This window comes from Bacteroidales bacterium, from assembly GCA_029210725.1.
In the GTDB taxonomy this organism is placed as follows: Bacteria; Bacteroidota; Bacteroidia; order Bacteroidales.
On sequence record JARGFM010000006.1, the window covers coordinates 115,574 to 133,387 of the forward strand.

Consider the following 17,814-nt stretch of genomic DNA (forward strand, 5'->3'; position numbering starts at 1 on the left):
GGATTAAACACAGCTCGCCGGTTTGGCAATACCTGCAAATTTTGAAGAGAATTTCAGAGGTCCGCCAGGAAATAACTGATACAATCCCTTGATATCTACGATCCCCGACTTACCCACCTTTCTGATGGTCAGGGTTTCCCCTTTCCCGCTGGCTGCACGAAGGAATTCAAGTACCTCAAAATGCTTATCAGTCAGTTCAATTCCTTCTTCTTTCGCCATCTCGCTCGCAATCTCCCTGTTCCACTCGGAAGGGTTTGTCATATATCCTTCATCATTTACCTCAACAGCTTGTCCAGCATACGTTTTTGTTGCCATAATTTTTCAGTTTTTATGTTTAAAATTCCTTGTTTTCATTTGTCGTACTCATGTTCTTCAGGAAGGTGAACAGAAAGCCCCAGGCCTTTTTCATTTCAGGTTTATTGATCTCCCTGATCACTTTAAAAATGGAGTATTCCGGTACATCCTTCGTCTCCATATTAGAGAATACTCTCACTGCCGTATCCATCGATTTAAGCATTTCCGGCTGGGTCAGGTTCTTCACCGTATCCAGGATCATGACCACATTGTCGGCCAGCATACGTACATCATTGATACTGTAATTAGTGACAATCTTGTCTATTATAGCTCTGGACTCTCTCATGAAATCAAAATAGCCCTTCTGCTCAAATTCATGCAATTTCCTGGTCGAATCGATAATTACCTCGTTGGCAATGGGGCCCACATCCTTTAACAGGTCCATCATACTGCCCAGGGTATCCAGAAGGGCATTGAAGTTGCCAATATTTTGCGCCACCCGGATTCCCAGTTCTCTGAGCTGATCCGGATCCAGCACTACTTCGTGCTCATCCAGTGCTTTCACCGTCGAATCATAGGCATCCTTGCCAATGATGGATACATCGGCGACCAGGTCATCCAGGGCCTGAGACTTTAACCTTTGCTGGTTCACATAGTCCAGGATCGTGTCGACCTTTTGGTTTAACTCAGCAATCTGTTGTTTTGTATTATCTGCCATCTTTTCTGCTTAATCAATGTGGTTCTTCTTTCCAGCCATGGTCATATGGGCCTCTATGGGCATCTCTTTCCCACGCAGCAGGATATGCCAGTATATCCAGCGGAAGATCATCTTACCGTAATGATTGATCTTGGTATTCTTTAGCAATCCGAAAGGACCGATCCCCGGCAGGGGGAAGGTTCCGGGCAAGGGCTCGGTATCGTAATTGAAGTCGATTAATGCACCTTTACCGTACCCGGTCTCAATATAGCAGTTGGCATGTCCGTCGAACCGGGCCGTCAGCGGCCTGTTCTCCATGGCACTCATCATATTCTCGAAGAGGATTTCAGCTGCAAAATGCGCCACGGAGCCTGCTTTTGAGGTCGGTATGTTGGCGGCATCACCCAGCACAAAAATATTTTCAAACTTCCTGGACTGAAGGGTCTCCTTATCGGTATCCACATAATTCATATCATCACCCAGCCCGCTTCGTTCGATCATCTCCGAACCCATATTTACAGGAACGATGGTCAGCACATCAAACGGGATCTCCACCTCGTCGTAGGACCTGATGACCTTTTTTTCATTATCCACACTTTCCAGATAAAACTCCGGCACCACTTTAATATTCTTTTCATCCAGGAGCTGGCTGAGCATCTTTGTGGCAATGGGTTTGGTGAAAGCTCCGGGTAGTGGTGTCACATAGGTAATATCCACCTTATCCCTGATCCCCTTCTCTGTAAAGTAGGCTTCGGCCAGGCATACAAATTCAATAGGGGCCACCGGACATTTAAATGGTAACTCGGAAATGCACAGGACCAGTTTCCCTCCTTCCCAGTTCTTAAAAAAACGCTGCAGTGCCACAGCGCCCTCAACGGTATAAAAATCGAAAATACTTTTATACCACTCATTACCCAGGAGTCCGGGAGTCTCATCCGGCCGGGTCTGGGTGCCGGTGGCAATAATCAGGAAGTCATACTTCATACAGGTACCGTCCATCAGGTGTACCCTGTTCTCTCCCCCTTCAATGCGGTCAATTTCCTGATAGATCACCTGCATTCCCGAGGGAAAGAAATCTCCCTTGGGCTTTATAACATCACTTTTATTGTAGATTCCGAATGGAATGAACAGAAAGCCCGGTTGATAATAATGGGTCTTATGCTGATCCACGATTGTGATCTCCCATTCCTGGCGATCCAGTGCCTTGAAAAGCTTATTGGCCATCATGGTGCCAGCTGTTCCCCCACCCAGTATTAAAATCTTTTTCATAATATTGTAGTTTTCTTTTGATTTTGCTTGGAGGTCAAAAATAGCGGAAGAAATTTTGTGTTATTTAAATCACGATATGATAATTATCATAGTATGACAACTATCATATGCCTGTATGTTAACCAACATTCAAAATAGAGCGGATGGATCCGGGTTGTACTTGTGAATTCTGTGAACTCAGAGAGCTTTTCGTGGTGAACCTGGATGAAGAACACATGGATCTGTTGTGTTCCAGCAAGGTAGAAAAGGAGTTTTTAACCGGGGAGACCATCATCAAAGAAGGGACCCGGATACAGGATTTCTCCTATCTGAAAAGCGGGTTGGTAAAACTGTTCCGAAGGGATCAAGGCGGGAAGGAACAGATCATTACCATTGCAAAACCTAAGGATTACGTTAGCCTGCTCAGCGTTTTCTCGAACGAATATTACAATTATTCCGTTACAGCGCTGGAAGACTCTGTCACCTGTAACCTGAATATGACGGAGATCAAAGCCCTGATCATCAATGACGGGAAACTCGCCCTGAATCTGCTTGGTAAAATGAGCAGGGTGGCAGATACCATCATCCTTGAATCTTTAGAAATCCGTAAGAAGCATCTGAGGGGACGCGTGGCTTATCTCCTGATTTATTTTTCCACGAAAATATTCTACTCGGATGAATTTGAACTTCCGCTCACCCGGAAGGAAATGGCAGAGTTCGTGGGCATGACCACAGAAAACGTGATCCGGACCCTGAGCGAGTTCCGCCGGGACGGAATTCTGAAAATTTATGGCAAAACCATCCATATTTCCAATATGGAGTCTCTTCAATCCATTGCTGAATTTGGCTAAGCAATTATATTTCTTTCTATTTTAGCAGCTTCATGCACTTAAACCATCCACATGAAAAAAACTAAGGTCCGCTTAATCTGTACACTTCTTACAGGCTTGGCGATATTTCTGCAAACAAGTCAGGCCCAGCCGCTTTCATATAAAAATCCTGATCAGTTATCCGGCTGGATGGAGCAAATCCAGAAAAAACATCCGGAAATGGTAAGCATCCTTCATTTGACAAGCACCCCCGGGGGAAGGCCCCTGTATATGATTCAGATAGGGAATCGACATGAAAAGACCCGGGCAGAAAATCCTTCCATTTTTGTGGCGGCCAATCTCGAAGGTAACAGGCCACTGGCAACCGAAGGAGCTGTCTTCCTGGCGGAAACCTTACTCTCGGACCCGGTCCATACCGACTCCCTGAACTGGTACATCCTTCCCCTGGGGAATCCGGATGCTGCGTCCGGATTTTTTGAAAGCCCCCTGGCTGAAGATTCAAGGAATGACCTTCCGACCAATGACGACATGGATGATCTTACTGATGAAGATGGAGTGAATGATCTCAACGGCGATGGTTGGATCACCAAAATGCGCCAGGTTCATCCCGATGGTGAATGGATCATCTCTGATACCGACCCCAGACTGATGCAAAAAGCAGATCCGAAAAAAGGGGAACAGGGAGTATATAAGCTTTACTCCGAAGGAACAGATGGGGATGGGGATGGAAAATACAATGAAGATGGTCCGGGTGGAACCAATGTGGGGCTTAACTTTCCACAGCTTTTCAAACACTATACCTCCGACGGCGGGCTTTTCCCGGGATCCAGCCCTGAAGCCTATGCCCTTATGAAATTTGTCTTTGAACATCCCGGGATTGCCATGATCGTATCATTCGGATCAACCAACTGGTGCTACAAGCCACCCATTGGAGGGAGAAAGGGAGAAAAGGACCTCAACAAGATCCGGCTGACAGAGAGGCAGGCCCGGCAGTTTAGCCTAGATCAGAACAGGACCTACAGCCTGACAGAACTGCTGGAAATTTTAAAGTCCGGGAATCCGCAAATGCAAATGGATGAGAGCGCCCTCGCAGGATACCTGGGATTGGGTGCAGCTTTAAATCCCCAGGAAGGGGACCTGCTCTTTTATGAAAAATACGCCGAAGCCTATAAATCCTATCTGAAAGAACAGGGAGCCGGCCAGGAACGAACGGATCCTGCTCCGGCAAAGGATGGTTCGCTCGAGCTTTGGGGCTATTTCCAGGTGGGTGTTCCGGTATTCAGTCTGGATCTGTGGGGATTGAGCAAAATAGATTCTGCAAACCTGGAAGAGACCTTGCTTGCTTATTCGGACAGCCAGCCGGGACAGAGAGGCTTTGTGGAGTGGGAGCCTTTTGATCACCCTAGCCTGGGAAGCGTTGAAATTGGCGGTTTTATTCCCTATCTGGAAACCACTCCTCCTTACGAATGGACAGATTCTCTGCTGAACCTGCATATCCCCTGGATCCTGAAACTGGCAGGGGAATTACCGGATCTGCATATCTATGAAGTCAGAACGACCTCAAAGGGCAAGGGTATATACCAACTGGATATCTGGATAGAGAACCGGGCATTTATCCCCTTCCCCACAAATATGGGCAACAGGAACAGACAACCCGCTCCGGCGGTGCTTTCCCTGGAGGGAGAAGCGCTGGAGTTCATCTCCGGATACCCGCGAATACCAATCGGCCGGGTAGATGGAAATTCACGGGTCAAAACCACATGGATCATTCAGATGGAAAAACCCGGCAGTATAAACCTGAAGCTGGAAAGCAAAACCGCCGGCCATGACCAGCTTACCATAAACATAGGAGGATAGAGTCATGAAAAAGAGCTTCATACTAGTATTCGCTATAAGCATTATAGCCACCACCTTCACCTCCGCACAGGATGCAGGCCTTACACTTCGCTTCGATCACTATTACGATTACGGCCAGCTGGTGGAGGCCATGCAAAAACTGCACCAGGCCTATCCCGGGCTGACTGCTCTGGATCTGGTGGGATACAGCGAGGAGGACAGGGCCATCTATGCACTGACCATTTCAAATCCAAAAACCGGCGATCATTTGTCGAAGCCAGGCGTCTATGTGGACGGCAATATTCATGGCAACGAGGTTCAGGCCGGAGAAGTCTGTCTTTACCTGGCAAACAGGCTGCTGTCACTTTATGGCAGCAATGAACAAATCACCTCCCTGGTAGATAAGAACAGTTTTTACATCATCCCGGCTGTGAATGTGGATGGACGCTATCATTTTTTTGAAGATGCCAATACTTCCAGTTCGAGCCGTAGCCTGCTCAGGCCGAAAGATGATGACAGAGACGGTCTGTTTGATGAAGATCCTAACGATGACCTGGATGGGGACGGAAATATCTGTGACATGCGAAAAAGGGATCCCAACGGAACCCACCGGACCGATCCCTACGATTCCAGGCTGATGGTCCGGGTGAAGCCCGGAGAGAAGGGAGAATGGATACTCCTGGGCCGGGAAGGCATTGATAATGATGGAGACGGAAGGATCAACGAAGACACCGAGGGCTATGTGGATCCAAACAGGAACTGGGGCTACAACTGGGCCCCCAACTATGTCCAGAGAGGAGCCGGATACTACCCCTTATCGGGAACAGGCCTGAAAGCCATTGCAGACTATTTGCTCAACCGGCCCAATGTGATCATGGTCTGGGCCTTTCATAATTCGGGGGGAATGTTTCTCAGAGGACCTTCCACCCAGGAGGAGGGAGAGTTTCCCCAGGGCGATCTGAGAGTTTATGACTACCTGGGCAAAAACAGCGAGATGATCACTCCGGGATATCAGTACCTGCTGGTCTGGAAGGACCTTTACTCCACCTATGGGGATTTTACCGGTTTTACCACCAATATCATTGGATCCTATGGTTTTGTAGGAGAATTGTATCAATCTTCGGCCGAAACCTACGCGCTGAATGAAAAGTTGAAAAAACCGGGTGAGAGAAGCCGGGAAGAGGGAGCCGAGGATTCAAATCATCAGCGTCTGCAGTTTAATGACCATGTGGTGCAGGGCGAACTCTTCAAACCGTGGACCCCTTTCAATCATCCGGTTTATGGAGAGATTGAGATTGGCGGATGGACAAAAATGAGTTCCAGGCTGCCCCATCCTTTTATGCTCCAGGACCTGGTTCACAGAAACGCCAGCGCAGTAATTTTTACAGCTGCTCAGACTCCCGAAATTAAAGCAGAGCTCATCGAAAAAAAGGAAATTGGGAAAAACCTATACCAGGTCAGAATCCGCCTGATAAATAATCATGCCATACCCACGCTCACTTACCAATCCTTGAAAAACAAATCACACCGACAGGATATTCTGAAGGTTTCCGGACCGTCCATTCAGGTGGTGGCCGGCGGAAAGTTGCTGGATGCTCACCTGAACCAGAGTGAATATAAAGAACACAAGCCACAAATCCAGTTTATCCAGATACCGGGTTTTGGAAAGGTGGAATATCAGTTCCTGATTTCAGGAAAAGGAAGTGTGGTGGTGGATTATTCCTCCTTAAAAGCCAGGGACCAGCAACTGGAGTTTAATCTTTAGCAGAAAACAGTCCGGTCGAAAAACCGCGTCACTCCTTTCAGATCGTCACTCCGTTTGTCAAATTGCGGACAAAATGTTACGATTCGTAACTATTTATGCCATAATATATATTTTTTGTTACTTATTTGTCATTGTAGATTATATATTCATATATTTGAAGCCTGTTTAATGTTAATTTGTAACAAAGAATATGGCTTATGTGTGGATTTTCGGTTTATACAGGCGATGACAGGATGCTGCGGCTACAGGTGGTCAGCGAGTTTCAAAAAATAAAATACAGGGGTCCGGATAATTCGGTGGCCTGTGACCTTGGAAGCCATGGATGGATGGGCTTTCACCGGCTGAAGATCATCGATACATCGGACGCCGGGAACCAGCCCCTGATCCACAAAGGACTGCACCTGGTTGCCAATGGGGAGGTATACAACTACAAAAGCCTGAAGGAGCATTACGAAGAGTCCTATACCTTCCGGTCGGAGAGCGATTGTGAAGTGATCATTCCCATGTTTATGGAACTGGGGATGGAAGAGACGGCGCGGCAGCTCGACGCCGAGTTTGTCTGCGTGCTTTACGATGCCGAGGTGGACAAGTATTATGCTGCCAGGGATCCGGTAGGTATCCGCCCCATGTTTTATGGCTATGCCTCCGACGGAAAGATCATGTTCGCGAGTGAAATGAAAGCCCTGAGCAAGCTTTGCACGGTAGTCAGGCCTTTCCCCCCGGGTCACATCTTCGATGGAGAAAAGTTTATTTCTTACCGGGATATTTCAGCGGTCGAAGAGGAGACCGGGGAGGAGACCGGGGAGGTCTTCGCACAAATAAACAAATACCTCACCCGGGCGGTGGAAAAAAGGCTGCAGGCCGATGTGCCGGTAGGATTTCTTTGCAGCGGCGGACTCGATTCCAGCCTGGTGTGTGCCATTGCAGCCCGGATGATGGACAAACCCATCCGGACCTTTGCGGTTGGTATTGACAAAGATCCCATCGACACCAAATATGCCCGGATTGTTGCTGATTACCTGGGGGCCGATCATACCGAAGTGCTCTTCACCAAACAGGATATTTTTGACACCCTGAGCACTCTGATCTACCATATTGAGACCTATGATATCACCACCATCAGGGCCTCCATGGGCATGTACCTGGTGAGCAAATACATTAGCGAACATACAGATATCAAGGTCCTGATGACCGGGGAGATCAGCGATGAGATCTTCGGCTACAAGTATACCGATTTTGCTCCCTCCCCTTCTGCCTTCCAGCAAGAGGCGGAGAAGCGCCTGAAAGAGATCTATATGTACGATGTGCTGAGGGCCGACCGGAGTATCTCCTCCAACGGACTGGAGGCCAGGGTTCCTTTCGGAGATCTGGATTTCGTCAAATATGTAATGAGCATCCCGCCCGAAAAAAAGATGAACTTCACCGGCATTGGCAAATATTTATTGCGCAAGGCCTTTGAGGGTGACTATCTTCCGCATGACATTTTATACCGGGAGAAGGCGGCATTCTCTGATGCAGTGGGTCACAGTGTGGTAGACAACCTGAAGGCCTATGCCGAAGAAATGTACAGCGATGAGGACCTGATGGATGCCGAACTGAAATATACCCATGCCACACCCATTTCCAAGGAGTCGCTGATGTACCGCGATATCTTCGAGTCTCACTTCCCCGGCCGTTCAAAAGCCGTGGCCGATTTCTGGATGCCCAACAAAGAGTGGGACAACTGCGATGTAAATGATCCCAGTGCACGGGTGCTTCCCAATTATGGGAAAAGCGGAGAATAGACCAGAAAGACACCGTTTTGTATAGACCGCCCCGGAAAGGCGGTCTTTTTTTTCAGACTGCCTGTCTTCACAGCCCTTGGTTTCTGGCTGCTTCAAGAATAAAGTATACGATTTTTACAGTTTTACTTGACAATCGTATATTTTTTACCTTATATTTGTACGAAATATGTGTTTTATTACTTATTTCGTAATTTCATGAGCTCTAAGTATAATCCTAAAAGGGAACAAATCCTGAAGACCGGAAAGGAATTATTCTGGAAATTTGGCTTCAAAAGGGTCACCATTGAGGAGATCTGCAAGGAGGCCGGCACCAGTAAAATGACCTTCTACAAATATTTCAGCAACAAGATGGATCTGGTGAAAACCATCATGGACAGGATTCTCCAGGACTCCCTGGAAAAATACAGACAAATATTGGCCAGCGATATTCCCTATTCGGAAAAAGTAACTGGCATGATCCAGCTGAAAAGAGATCAGATCGAAACCATGAGCAGCGAGTTTTTCAGAGATTATGTTCAGAGTGGCGATCCCGAATTACTTGCATATCTGGAAAAGGTTTCCGTGGAAAGCATGCAAATTTTCATGGACGACTTCCATAAAGCGCAAGAGAAGGGGGATATCCGGAAAGATCTCAAAGTGGAATTTATCATGATTGTCATGAACCGCCTGATTGATATGGCCCATGAGCATGCGCTTCTGGACCTGTACAAAAATCCCCAGGACCTGGTTTTGGAAATTACCAAATTCCTTTTTTACGGCATCCTCAACAGGGAGCTTCATACTTGAAAGAGTGATGGAAAGATATCCTTTCATACTGGCACTTATTTTGAGCATTCTCCTGACTCCCGGGAAGGCAGAGGCTCAGTCGCTGGAATTCAGGGGACAGGCCATCGGGTGGACCACCCTGAACCCGGCCGATCCTTTCCAGGCCCAGGCCGGGCTCCGGTATATCCCGGAACTAAGTTTCTCCGTACCCGGTGGTAAATACACCTTTGAAGGGGAGTTTTCAGCCAACCTCTGGGCCAGCGGGATCTACAGCGGCGATTCCATCGATCTGGATGAAGAGATCTCTCCCTACCGGATGTGGGTAAGATTCTCCGGAGATCAGTTTGAGCTCCGGGCCGGATTGCAAAAGATCAATTTTGGTTCGGCTCAAATGTTCCGTCCCCTGATGTGGTTCGACCGGATTGATCCCCGGGATCCCCTGCAGCTCACCGACGGGGTTTACGGGCTTCTGGGCCGCTATTATTTCCTGAATAATGCCAATATCTGGCTCTGGGGACTTTACGGGGATGATAAGATAAAGGGATGGGAGTTTATCCCCAGCAGGAAGAACAGCATGGAATACGGAGGCAGAGTTCAATTGCCGCTGTACACCGGAGAGATCGCAGCCAGCTATCATCACCGGATCGCCGACCCGGGACCGGTCCTGCCGGATTCCATCACCCTGGGCGAAGACTCGCCGGAAAACCGGATCGGACTCGACTTCAAACTAGACCTGGCTGTGGGACTGTGGGCCGAGCTGGCCCTGAGCAAACAGGATTTCACTTTTACGTCCCTGAATTATAAAAGCTTGATCAATATGGGGATGGATTATACCTTCTCCCTGGGCAACGGGTTAAATATGATGGCAGAAGGTTTTGGCTACCTGCAGGGTGAAAGGCCCTTCTCCCCGGAACAGGAACTCTGGTTCGGCCTGCTTTCGGCCAGCTACCCCATCAACATCATTCACAATGTGAGCGCCATGCTCTTCTATGACTTCAGTAGCAAGAATCTCTACCGCTTTATTAACTGGTCGGTAGCATACGATAAATGGAGCTTTTACATCATGGGATTCTGGAACCCGGATACCTATACCCTCTACAATGTGGACCCGCGCACGAGCCTTTATGGCGGCTGGGGATTCCAGCTGATGGCTGTATTTAATCATTAAAAACGATCATATAAAAAAGGAGTAATGAAAAACGGAAGTATTATCACCATTGAAAACCTGATCAAGAGTTTTCCTGTTGGTGTGGGCAAATTCACCGCCCTGAATGACATTTCACTCACTTTCGAAAAAGGAGAGTTCTCCGGTATTGTGGGCCCGTCCGGCTCTGGCAAAACCACCCTGCTGAATATCCTGGGTTCTCTGGATACACCCAGCCAGGGGCTTACCAATGTTCTGGGAACCACATCCTCTCAGAGGAATCCAAAGGTAGCTGCAACCTTAAGAAAAAAGCATATCGGGTTCATCTTCCAGACCTACAACCTGATGTCTGTATACACGGTCTACGAAAACGTGGAGTTCCCGCTTCTCTTGCTGAAGACGCCTTCTGCCGAACGCAGAAAGGCGGTCCTGGAAGCCCTGGAATGGGTCGGACTCACCGATAAAATAAAATCAAAACCCCCCATGCTGTCAGGAGGTGAAAGCCAGCGGGTTGCCATAGCCAGAGCCATGGTAAAAAAGCCGGACCTGGTCCTGGCCGACGAGCCCACCGCCAATCTGGATGCAAAAAATTCTCACCACATTCTCCAGACCATGGAGAAACTGAATAAAGAACTGGAAACCACCTTTGTTTTCGCTACCCACGATGAAAAAGTGATCGGATATCTGAGACGGATCATCAGGCTGGAGGATGGCAAGGTGGTTTCAGATGAGAACGTAAAAAACAGAAAACCATGATCGCATTTAAACTGGCATATAAAAACCTTTTGGGTGCAGGCTTGCGGACACTGCTGATTGTCTTTGTCCTTTCGCTGGCCTATGTGCTGATAATCTATATGAACGGGCTCTACCAGGGATGGGACCGGCAGGCCCGGATCGAAACCATCGCCTGGGAGGTGGCCATGGGACAGTACTGGCATAACAAGTACGATCCCTATGACGCCATGACCCTGACCGATGCCCATGCAAAGGTCCCGGCCGGACTGGAAGCCAGTGCTTCCGAAGGCAAAACCGCACCGATCCTGGTTACCCAGGCCACCATCTATCCGGAAGGCAGAATGATGGGAGTATTGCTGAAAGGCATCGATACCCGGCAGAAGATCCTCTCACTTCCCACCGGCCTGCTGGATCCGGATTCAGAGGAGATCACCGCCATAGTGGGAACCCGGCTGGCCAAATCGGCCGGACTGGAAACCGGAGATTACCTGCTGATCCGCTGGAGGGATGTTCACGGCACCTTTGATGCCACGGAGCTGAAAATTGCAGGAATCTTCCGTACAAGCGTTCCCGCCGTGGATAAGGGCCAGGTCTGGATCCCGCTGAGCACTCTCCGGAGAATCGCCGGCATGCCCGGAGAAGCCTCCCTGATCGTCGTAAATGAGTCTCCTGAAGATGAAAGCAGCATCGCCGGCTGGGACTTCAAAGGCCATGACTTCCTTTTCAAAGAGCTGGAAGAAATGATTAAGACCAAATCGGTGGGAGGATCCATCTTCTATATCATTATCCTCGCCCTGGCCCTGCTGGCCGTATTCGACACCCAGGTCCTTTCCATCTTCCGCCGTCAGCGTGAAATCGGGACTTATATTGCCATGGGGATGACCCGCAGGCAGGTGGTAGGAATCTTTACCGTAGAAGGAGGCATGCATGCCTTCCTCGCTGCCATCCTGGGAGCGGTTTACGGATTTCCGCTGCTTCTCTGGACCCGGAAAAGCGGCATCAAAATGCCGGAAGGAACCGATGACTTTGGAATGGCCGCCGCTGAACATATGTACCCCTACTACAGCCTGGCCCTGATCGTGGGGACCATCATCCTGGTGATGCTGGCCACCACCCTGGTCAGTTACCTGCCATCGCGGAAGATCAGTAAAATGAATCCCAACGATGCCATAAGGGGTAAAATTCAATAATTAAAAACGAAAAACCATGTTACGATTTTATATAAAAGGCCTGTTCAGAGACCGTTCCAGGAGCCTGATGCCCGTGATTGTGGTAGCCATCGGGGTCACTCTGGTGGTCTTGATGCAGTGCTGGGTGACCGGAGTTCTGGGCGATATGATTGTCTTCAATGCCCGCTTTACCACCGGACATGTAAAGGTAATGAGCAGGGCCTACAGTGAAAATACAGACCAGCAACCAAATGACCTGGCATTGCTGGGCACCGGAGAGATCCTGCAGATTCTTTCCAGCGAAAACCCCGGCATGGATTGGGTCGAGCGGATCCAGTTCGGTGGACTGGTAGACGCTCCCGACGAAAACGGGGAAACCAGGTCCCAGGGGCCCGGCGGCGGGATGGCCGTGGACCTGCTCTCGCCCGGTTCCGGAGAGGCAGAAAGGCTGAACCTGGAGAAATCCCTGGTCCGGGGTCGTTTGATCCGGTCGCCAGAGGAAATAATCCTGAGTGATCAATTTGCTACCAAACTGGAGGTGGAGCCGGGCGATCCGGTGACCCTGATCAGCACCACCATGTACGGGGCCATGTCCATCACCAATTTTACCGTCTGCGGGACCCTTAATTTTGGTGCTGCAGCTTTGGACCGTGGAGGGATGATCGCTGATATCAGCAGCATTCGGATGGCCCTGGATATGCAGGATGCTACCGGCGAAATCCTGGGCTATCTGCCCGGGGGGGAATACGATGATCTGCAGGCTTCTTCCATATCTGCCTCATTTAATGAAACTTATTCGGATCCGGAAGATGAATTCTCTCCGCTGATGTTCAGTCTGCGTGAGCAGGGAAGCATGACCATGATCCTGGATCTGGTAGATTATTTCCGAAGTATAATCATTGGGGTGTTTCTGGTTGCCATGGCCATTGTACTCTGGAATTCCGGATTGCTGGGCGGATTGAGACGCTATGGCGAGATGGGGCTGCGAATAGCCATGGGCGAAGAGAAAGGGCACATATACAGAAGCCTGATTACCGAATCCGTTTTCATAGGCCTGGCAGGATCCTTTGTGGGTACAGCCTTTGGCCTGTTTTTTGCTTCACTGTTAACCAGGGGGATCGACTTTGGTGGCATGATGCAAAGCTCCAGCATGATCATGCAGGGAGTGATGAAAGCCCGAATCACACCGGAAGCCTATTACATCGGTTTTATTCCCGGGATCTTTGCCACCGCCCTGGGAACCGCCCTGGCAGGGATCGGTATTTTTAAAAGAAAAACTGCACAACTCTTCAAAGAACTACAGGCATGACACATTTAAAACATAAAATTCAGATAGTAATCGTATTCACGCTGTTTTACAGTGTATTATGGTCTCAGCCAACAGGAAATGAAATCCTCGACAGGATCGATGCCAACATGTCGGCCGAAACCCGTTATGTAAAATCCAAAATGATCATCCATGGTCCGCGCAGCTCACGGACCGTGGAATCGGAAAGCTGGGGCCAGGGGGAATCCTCTTTTACGGAATACCTGGCCCCGGCCCGGGAAAAGGGCACCAAGATGCTGAAGCTGGAGGACAAGCTCTGGATCTTCTCCCCTTCTACCGACCGGACCATACAGATCTCCGGGCATATGCTCCGCCAGTCGGTGATGGGATCCGACCTCTCTTACGAAGATATGATGGACGACAGGAAGCTGAGCGAGGTATATGATGCCGGGGTGGTGGGCTCAGAAACTATAGGTGAATACGATTGCTGGATCGTGGAGATGAATGCCACAGCGGAAGATGTGGCCTACCAGATGCGCAAGCTCTGGGTGGACAAGGACCGTTATATTCCCCTTAAAGAAGAACTCTATGCAAAAAGCGGGAAGCTGCTTAAAAAGAATGAATTAACTAATATTACACGACATGGTTCCCGCTGGTATCCCGGTAAAATGACCTTCAAGGATATGCTAAAACAGGGTGCTGGAACCGAGTTTATAATTGATGAAATTCAATTTGATGTGGAGATCCCGGAACATATTCTGAGCAAAGCATCCCTAAGATAATTTTCATGAAAAGACGACAATTTATTCAGCATACAGGAACAGCTGCAGGCGCCATGCTTGCAGTTCCATCCTTATTTCCGGCCTGCTCCGGATACGACCCTATGTCGCGTATCGGTCTGACCACAGTGGTCTTCCGAAACCGTTTCTTCAGTACCAATCCCGATGTAAGCGGAGAAGTACTCAGCCTGGAAAAAATCCCGGAATACTTCCGGGATCGTTTTGGAATCTATCAGCCTGAATTCTGGTCCAAACATTTTGAATCCAGGGAAAAGTCCTACCTGAAAGATGTGAAGAGTGCCCTGGATAAAAATCACTGCCGCTTAATCAATATCCAGGCTGATACCCCGGGAAAAGATATGTCCGATCCGGAAAACAGCAGTCTGGCCGTAGAGGAGATCAAAGAATGGATTGATTTGGGAGCCTATCTAGGAGCCAGAATGGTTCGTGGCAGTTTCATGCAGCAATCTCTGGAGGAAGGCATAAAATCAACCAGAAAGTTAGTCAGCTATGCCGCCGGCAAAGGTCTTGTTTTCCTGTCCGAAAATCATTTTGACCTGATGTCAGATCCGGAAAAGCATGTAAAGGTGGCCCGGGAAGTCGATGACCGTAATTTTGGTTTGCTGGCCGACTTCGGAAACTATCCCGAGTCGACCGACAAATATGAAGCCCTCCGGATGATCGCCCCCTATACCCGGCTGGTCTCGGCCAAAACTCATGGCTTTAATGAGAATTATGAACATACCGGATTCGATTTCGATCGCTGCGTAAGAATCATGGAAAAAGTCGGCTTTAAAGGAGTCTATTCCCTGGAACAGTGGGAAGATGGCTTGCCCGCTTACGATTTTGAAAGAATCGTTGACTGGATGATTGAACATGTTATAGCCAATACGACCTGAATCTGAATTCTCAGGTTAGCGGGTCAGGGCCATGGACATAGAGAAAAGGATCAGAAAGAGAGAGGTTCCGAAATAGAACAGAGAGGCTCTGAATTTCCGGCGGGGATCTTTGGACTTTTTTATATAGACCCTGCCCAATTGTGTCAGGAAAAGAGCAAAAATCATCAGGGCGATATGTTCAATGGCCCAGAACCTGAGAGATGCATCGTTTTGAGTGTTTGGGACTTCCCAAACCGGCCCTTCCAGCTCGGAACGAAGCAGGTAATAAACCAGGAATCCAAGGATTAGCTGCAGATAAAGGGCCACATTGAATATCAGGGAAAGCACCTGATCATCTCTTCCGTATTCTGTCTTCCTGACCAGTCCCCGGATCGACATAACAATGGTGGCGATGCCGGCAAGCAGGGTAATGGAACTGATGATAATATGGATCTTAAAAGCTAAGGAGTAAATCATAGGAACACGAAAATAAAAAAAAACCACCCGATTTCCACCCCAGATGGTTTTTTTAATCCAATTTAGCTATGTTGTTACCTTTTACCTGATAACTACCCTACAAGTATAAAACCAAATTCTGAAGATATTCTGAAGAGCTTACTCCGGCAGGACTATCTTAAATGTATGCTTTTGATTTTCAAAGGTATAATTAATTTTATATCCATAGTTTTCACATACTTTTTTCACCAGCGATAAGCCAAGGCCAAAATTACCGCTTCGCCTGATGTCCCTGACAAAGCGTGTAAACAGCTCCTCCTGGCTAAAGGCCAGAGGAGGACCGTCATTTCTTATGATCAGGCTTCCCGGCCTGGTTTCCAGAACAATAGTGCCACCCTCAACATTATGTACGATCGCATTTTTAAGGAGGTTGGCTGCCAGCAGGTCTGCCAGTCCCTGGTCCATCAAAAGGACCTGTCCCCCATCCTGAAAATGCTTCTCAATTTTAATATTTCTCAACTCTATGTATTCCTGTAACAAATCCAGGTGGCCTTCCAGAAGTCTGCTCAGTCCGATCTCCTCTTTTTCCGTGAATTGCCTGTTTTCAATGCGCGTAATCAGGGTCAGCGTGGAATTGAGTCTCGACAACTGATGCACACTGGTGTTGATGGCCTCCAGGCATTTCATCTCCTCCTCGCCCAGGTTTTTCGACTGAATCAGCAACTCGGTCTTGGACTTGATAACTGCAAGGGGTGTTTGCAATTCATGGGTGGTATGATCGGTATACTCCTTCAGCTCTTTATAATCGTTTGCCAGCCGCCGGGTCATTACTTCCAGCACCTGCTTCAGTTCATCAAACTCCTGGATATCCTGCTCTCCCAGTATCACGGGCTCTTTCGTGGTTTCGAAACGTTTCAGCTTCTCAATGGCTTCAAAAAAATCCCGCCATAAACTGGCAAAAATGAATCTGTTCAGAATGAATATCCCGGTCAGAAAAAGAATGACCATCAGGGTAATCATCAGCGTCACCCGCTCCACGAGTTTATCCGAAGGGGTCGTGGATTTGTAGATTTTTACCAGGAATAAACGACCCTCCTTTATAAAATTGAACTGCAGGTAACGAAAGGTCCTGAATTGCTCATCCTTTACATCCAGCATCAGAGTATCTCCAAAAATATCCTCTGCCTGAACATGCTCGTCCACCTCCTGAATCCAGACAGAATCCAGCCCCGGTATCGATCTGAGTTCCGCCCCGTCATTATGCTCCAGATAATCTTCCACAAGCTCCTTCAAATCGCCCAGCTCCCTGTCCAGGTTGGACAGGCTCATGTTCTTCAGTACCTGAAAAAAGATGACCCCCATGATAAAAAACAGAAACAGGGATAAGGTGGCAATCAGAAGTGTGGACTTGGTAAGGAGTTTCATGGTTCTTAATCAAGAGAAAATTTGTAACCTATCCCGTATATGTTCTGCACATAATCGGGACAGCCCGCATCCATCAGCTTCCGTCTCAGATTTTTCAAATGTGTATAGACAAAATCGTAGGATCCGTAATCACCTCCGTACTCACCCCACAAATAGTCGGCAATTCCCTCCTTGGTCACCACCCGGTTGCGGTTGGCCATGAAATAGAGAAGCAGATCCATTTCTTTCTGGGTCAGGTCGACCGGCTTTTCATCCACATAGCAGGTACGCTCTTCCGGTTCCACCTTGATCCGGTCAAAACGTAGCATCTCACCCCCTTTTAAACGCGTACGCCGGATAACCGAGTGTACCCGGGCCGCCAGTTCAGATAAATGAAAAGGCTTTACCAGGTAATCATCGGCCCCGGCATCAAGCCCTTCCACCCTTTGTTCAATCGCATTCCTGGCTGAGATGATAATAATCCCCGATTTTGATTCATTTTCCCTGGCAAGCCTCACCAGGCCGAGTCCGTCTCCATCAGGCAGGTTAAGATCGATCAGCATACAGAGATAATCATGTTTGTCAAGTACGGCGGCCCCTGTATGATAATCCGGAGCCCGCTCGCACCTGAAGCCCTCCATCTCCAAATAGGAAACCATCGAATCCATTAAAGAGGTCTCATCCTCTACAATTAGTATCTGCATGCCATTGGATTTGCGACAAAATAACAAAAACTTAACTAAATTAGCTCTTAAACCCATCC

Annotated in this window: 17 protein-coding genes; 11 read left to right on the forward strand and 6 right to left on the reverse strand. The window is 48.4% G+C overall.

Features of this window, described 5'->3' with window-relative positions; all coding sequences use genetic code 11:
- Window positions 1–3: 3 nt before the first annotated feature.
- From P1P86_05125 to P1P86_05135, 3 genes are read right to left on the reverse strand one after another with little or no spacing between them, the layout of a single operon-like run.
- Window positions 4–315 (reverse strand): TusE/DsrC/DsvC family sulfur relay protein, encoded by a 312-nt coding sequence (locus tag P1P86_05125; protein MDF1574555.1) that lies wholly within the window; start codon window positions 313–315, stop codon window positions 4–6.
- A gap of 19 nt (window positions 316–334) precedes the next feature.
- Complete coding sequence (locus P1P86_05130; GenBank protein ID MDF1574556.1) at window positions 335–1,012, reverse strand: hypothetical protein; 678 nt, start codon at window positions 1,010–1,012, stop codon at window positions 335–337.
- Between the two features lie 9 nt (window positions 1,013–1,021).
- On the reverse strand, window positions 1,022–2,260 hold the full coding sequence (locus tag P1P86_05135) for an FAD/NAD(P)-binding oxidoreductase (GenBank protein ID MDF1574557.1): 1,239 nt from the start codon (window positions 2,258–2,260) through the stop codon (window positions 1,022–1,024).
- Between the two features lie 143 nt (window positions 2,261–2,403).
- On the opposite strand from P1P86_05135, the gene P1P86_05140 reads away from it, so the two are divergent.
- From P1P86_05140 to P1P86_05190, 11 genes are all read left to right on the forward strand, one after another.
- The gene (locus P1P86_05140) at window positions 2,404–3,090 is read left to right on the forward strand and encodes a Crp/Fnr family transcriptional regulator (protein ID MDF1574558.1); all 687 of its coding nucleotides are present in this window, start codon (window positions 2,404–2,406) and stop codon (window positions 3,088–3,090) included.
- 168 nt (window positions 3,091–3,258) lie between these two features.
- Window positions 3,259–4,926 carry a M14 family zinc carboxypeptidase gene (locus tag P1P86_05145; protein ID MDF1574559.1) on the forward strand — a complete coding sequence of 556 codons (1,668 nt, stop codon included), beginning with the start codon at window positions 3,259–3,261 and terminating at the stop codon, window positions 4,924–4,926.
- A 4-nt stretch (window positions 4,927–4,930) separates the two neighbouring features.
- Window positions 4,931–6,670 carry a M14 family metallopeptidase gene (locus tag P1P86_05150; GenBank protein ID MDF1574560.1) on the forward strand — a complete coding sequence of 580 codons (1,740 nt, stop codon included), beginning with the start codon at window positions 4,931–4,933 and terminating at the stop codon, window positions 6,668–6,670.
- A 197-nt stretch (window positions 6,671–6,867) separates the two neighbouring features.
- The gene (gene asnB / locus P1P86_05155; protein ID MDF1574561.1) at window positions 6,868–8,454 is read left to right on the forward strand and encodes an asparagine synthase B; all 1,587 of its coding nucleotides are present in this window, start codon (window positions 6,868–6,870) and stop codon (window positions 8,452–8,454) included.
- A 195-nt stretch (window positions 8,455–8,649) separates the two neighbouring features.
- Window positions 8,650–9,240, forward strand: a complete 591-nt coding sequence (locus P1P86_05160) for a TetR/AcrR family transcriptional regulator (protein MDF1574562.1) — start codon at window positions 8,650–8,652, stop codon at window positions 9,238–9,240.
- A 7-nt stretch (window positions 9,241–9,247) separates the two neighbouring features.
- Entirely contained in the window at window positions 9,248–10,387 is a 1,140-nt protein-coding gene (locus P1P86_05165; protein ID MDF1574563.1) for a hypothetical protein, read from the forward strand.
- 24 nt (window positions 10,388–10,411) lie between these two features.
- Window positions 10,412–11,119 (forward strand): ABC transporter ATP-binding protein, encoded by a 708-nt coding sequence (locus tag P1P86_05170; protein ID MDF1574564.1) that lies wholly within the window; start codon window positions 10,412–10,414, stop codon window positions 11,117–11,119.
- On the forward strand, window positions 11,116–12,288 hold the full coding sequence (locus P1P86_05175) for an FtsX-like permease family protein (GenBank protein ID MDF1574565.1): 1,173 nt from the start codon (window positions 11,116–11,118) through the stop codon (window positions 12,286–12,288). Before P1P86_05170 ends, P1P86_05175 begins: the two co-directional genes overlap by 4 nt.
- Window positions 12,289–12,304: 16 nt before the next feature.
- Window positions 12,305–13,576, forward strand: coding sequence for an ABC transporter permease (locus tag P1P86_05180; protein ID MDF1574566.1), 1,272 nt, complete (start codon window positions 12,305–12,307; stop codon window positions 13,574–13,576).
- Window positions 13,573–14,316, forward strand: a complete 744-nt coding sequence (locus tag P1P86_05185) for an outer membrane lipoprotein-sorting protein (GenBank protein ID MDF1574567.1) — start codon at window positions 13,573–13,575, stop codon at window positions 14,314–14,316. Before P1P86_05180 ends, P1P86_05185 begins: the two co-directional genes overlap by 4 nt.
- Window positions 14,317–14,321: 5 nt before the next feature.
- A complete protein-coding gene (locus P1P86_05190) occupies window positions 14,322–15,212 on the forward strand; it encodes a TIM barrel protein (protein MDF1574568.1) in 891 nt (296 codons plus the stop codon).
- A 15-nt stretch (window positions 15,213–15,227) separates the two neighbouring features.
- Here P1P86_05190 and P1P86_05195 read toward each other — a convergent pair whose 3' ends face one another.
- From P1P86_05195 to P1P86_05205, 3 genes are all read right to left on the reverse strand, one after another.
- Entirely contained in the window at window positions 15,228–15,668 is a 441-nt protein-coding gene (locus tag P1P86_05195) for a hypothetical protein (GenBank protein ID MDF1574569.1), read from the reverse strand.
- A 138-nt stretch (window positions 15,669–15,806) separates the two neighbouring features.
- A complete protein-coding gene (locus P1P86_05200; GenBank protein MDF1574570.1) occupies window positions 15,807–17,072 on the reverse strand; it encodes a HAMP domain-containing sensor histidine kinase in 1,266 nt (421 codons plus the stop codon).
- Between the two features lie 5 nt (window positions 17,073–17,077).
- Entirely contained in the window at window positions 17,078–17,755 is a 678-nt protein-coding gene (locus tag P1P86_05205) for a response regulator transcription factor (GenBank protein ID MDF1574571.1), read from the reverse strand.
- Window positions 17,756–17,814: the final 59 nt, after the last annotated feature.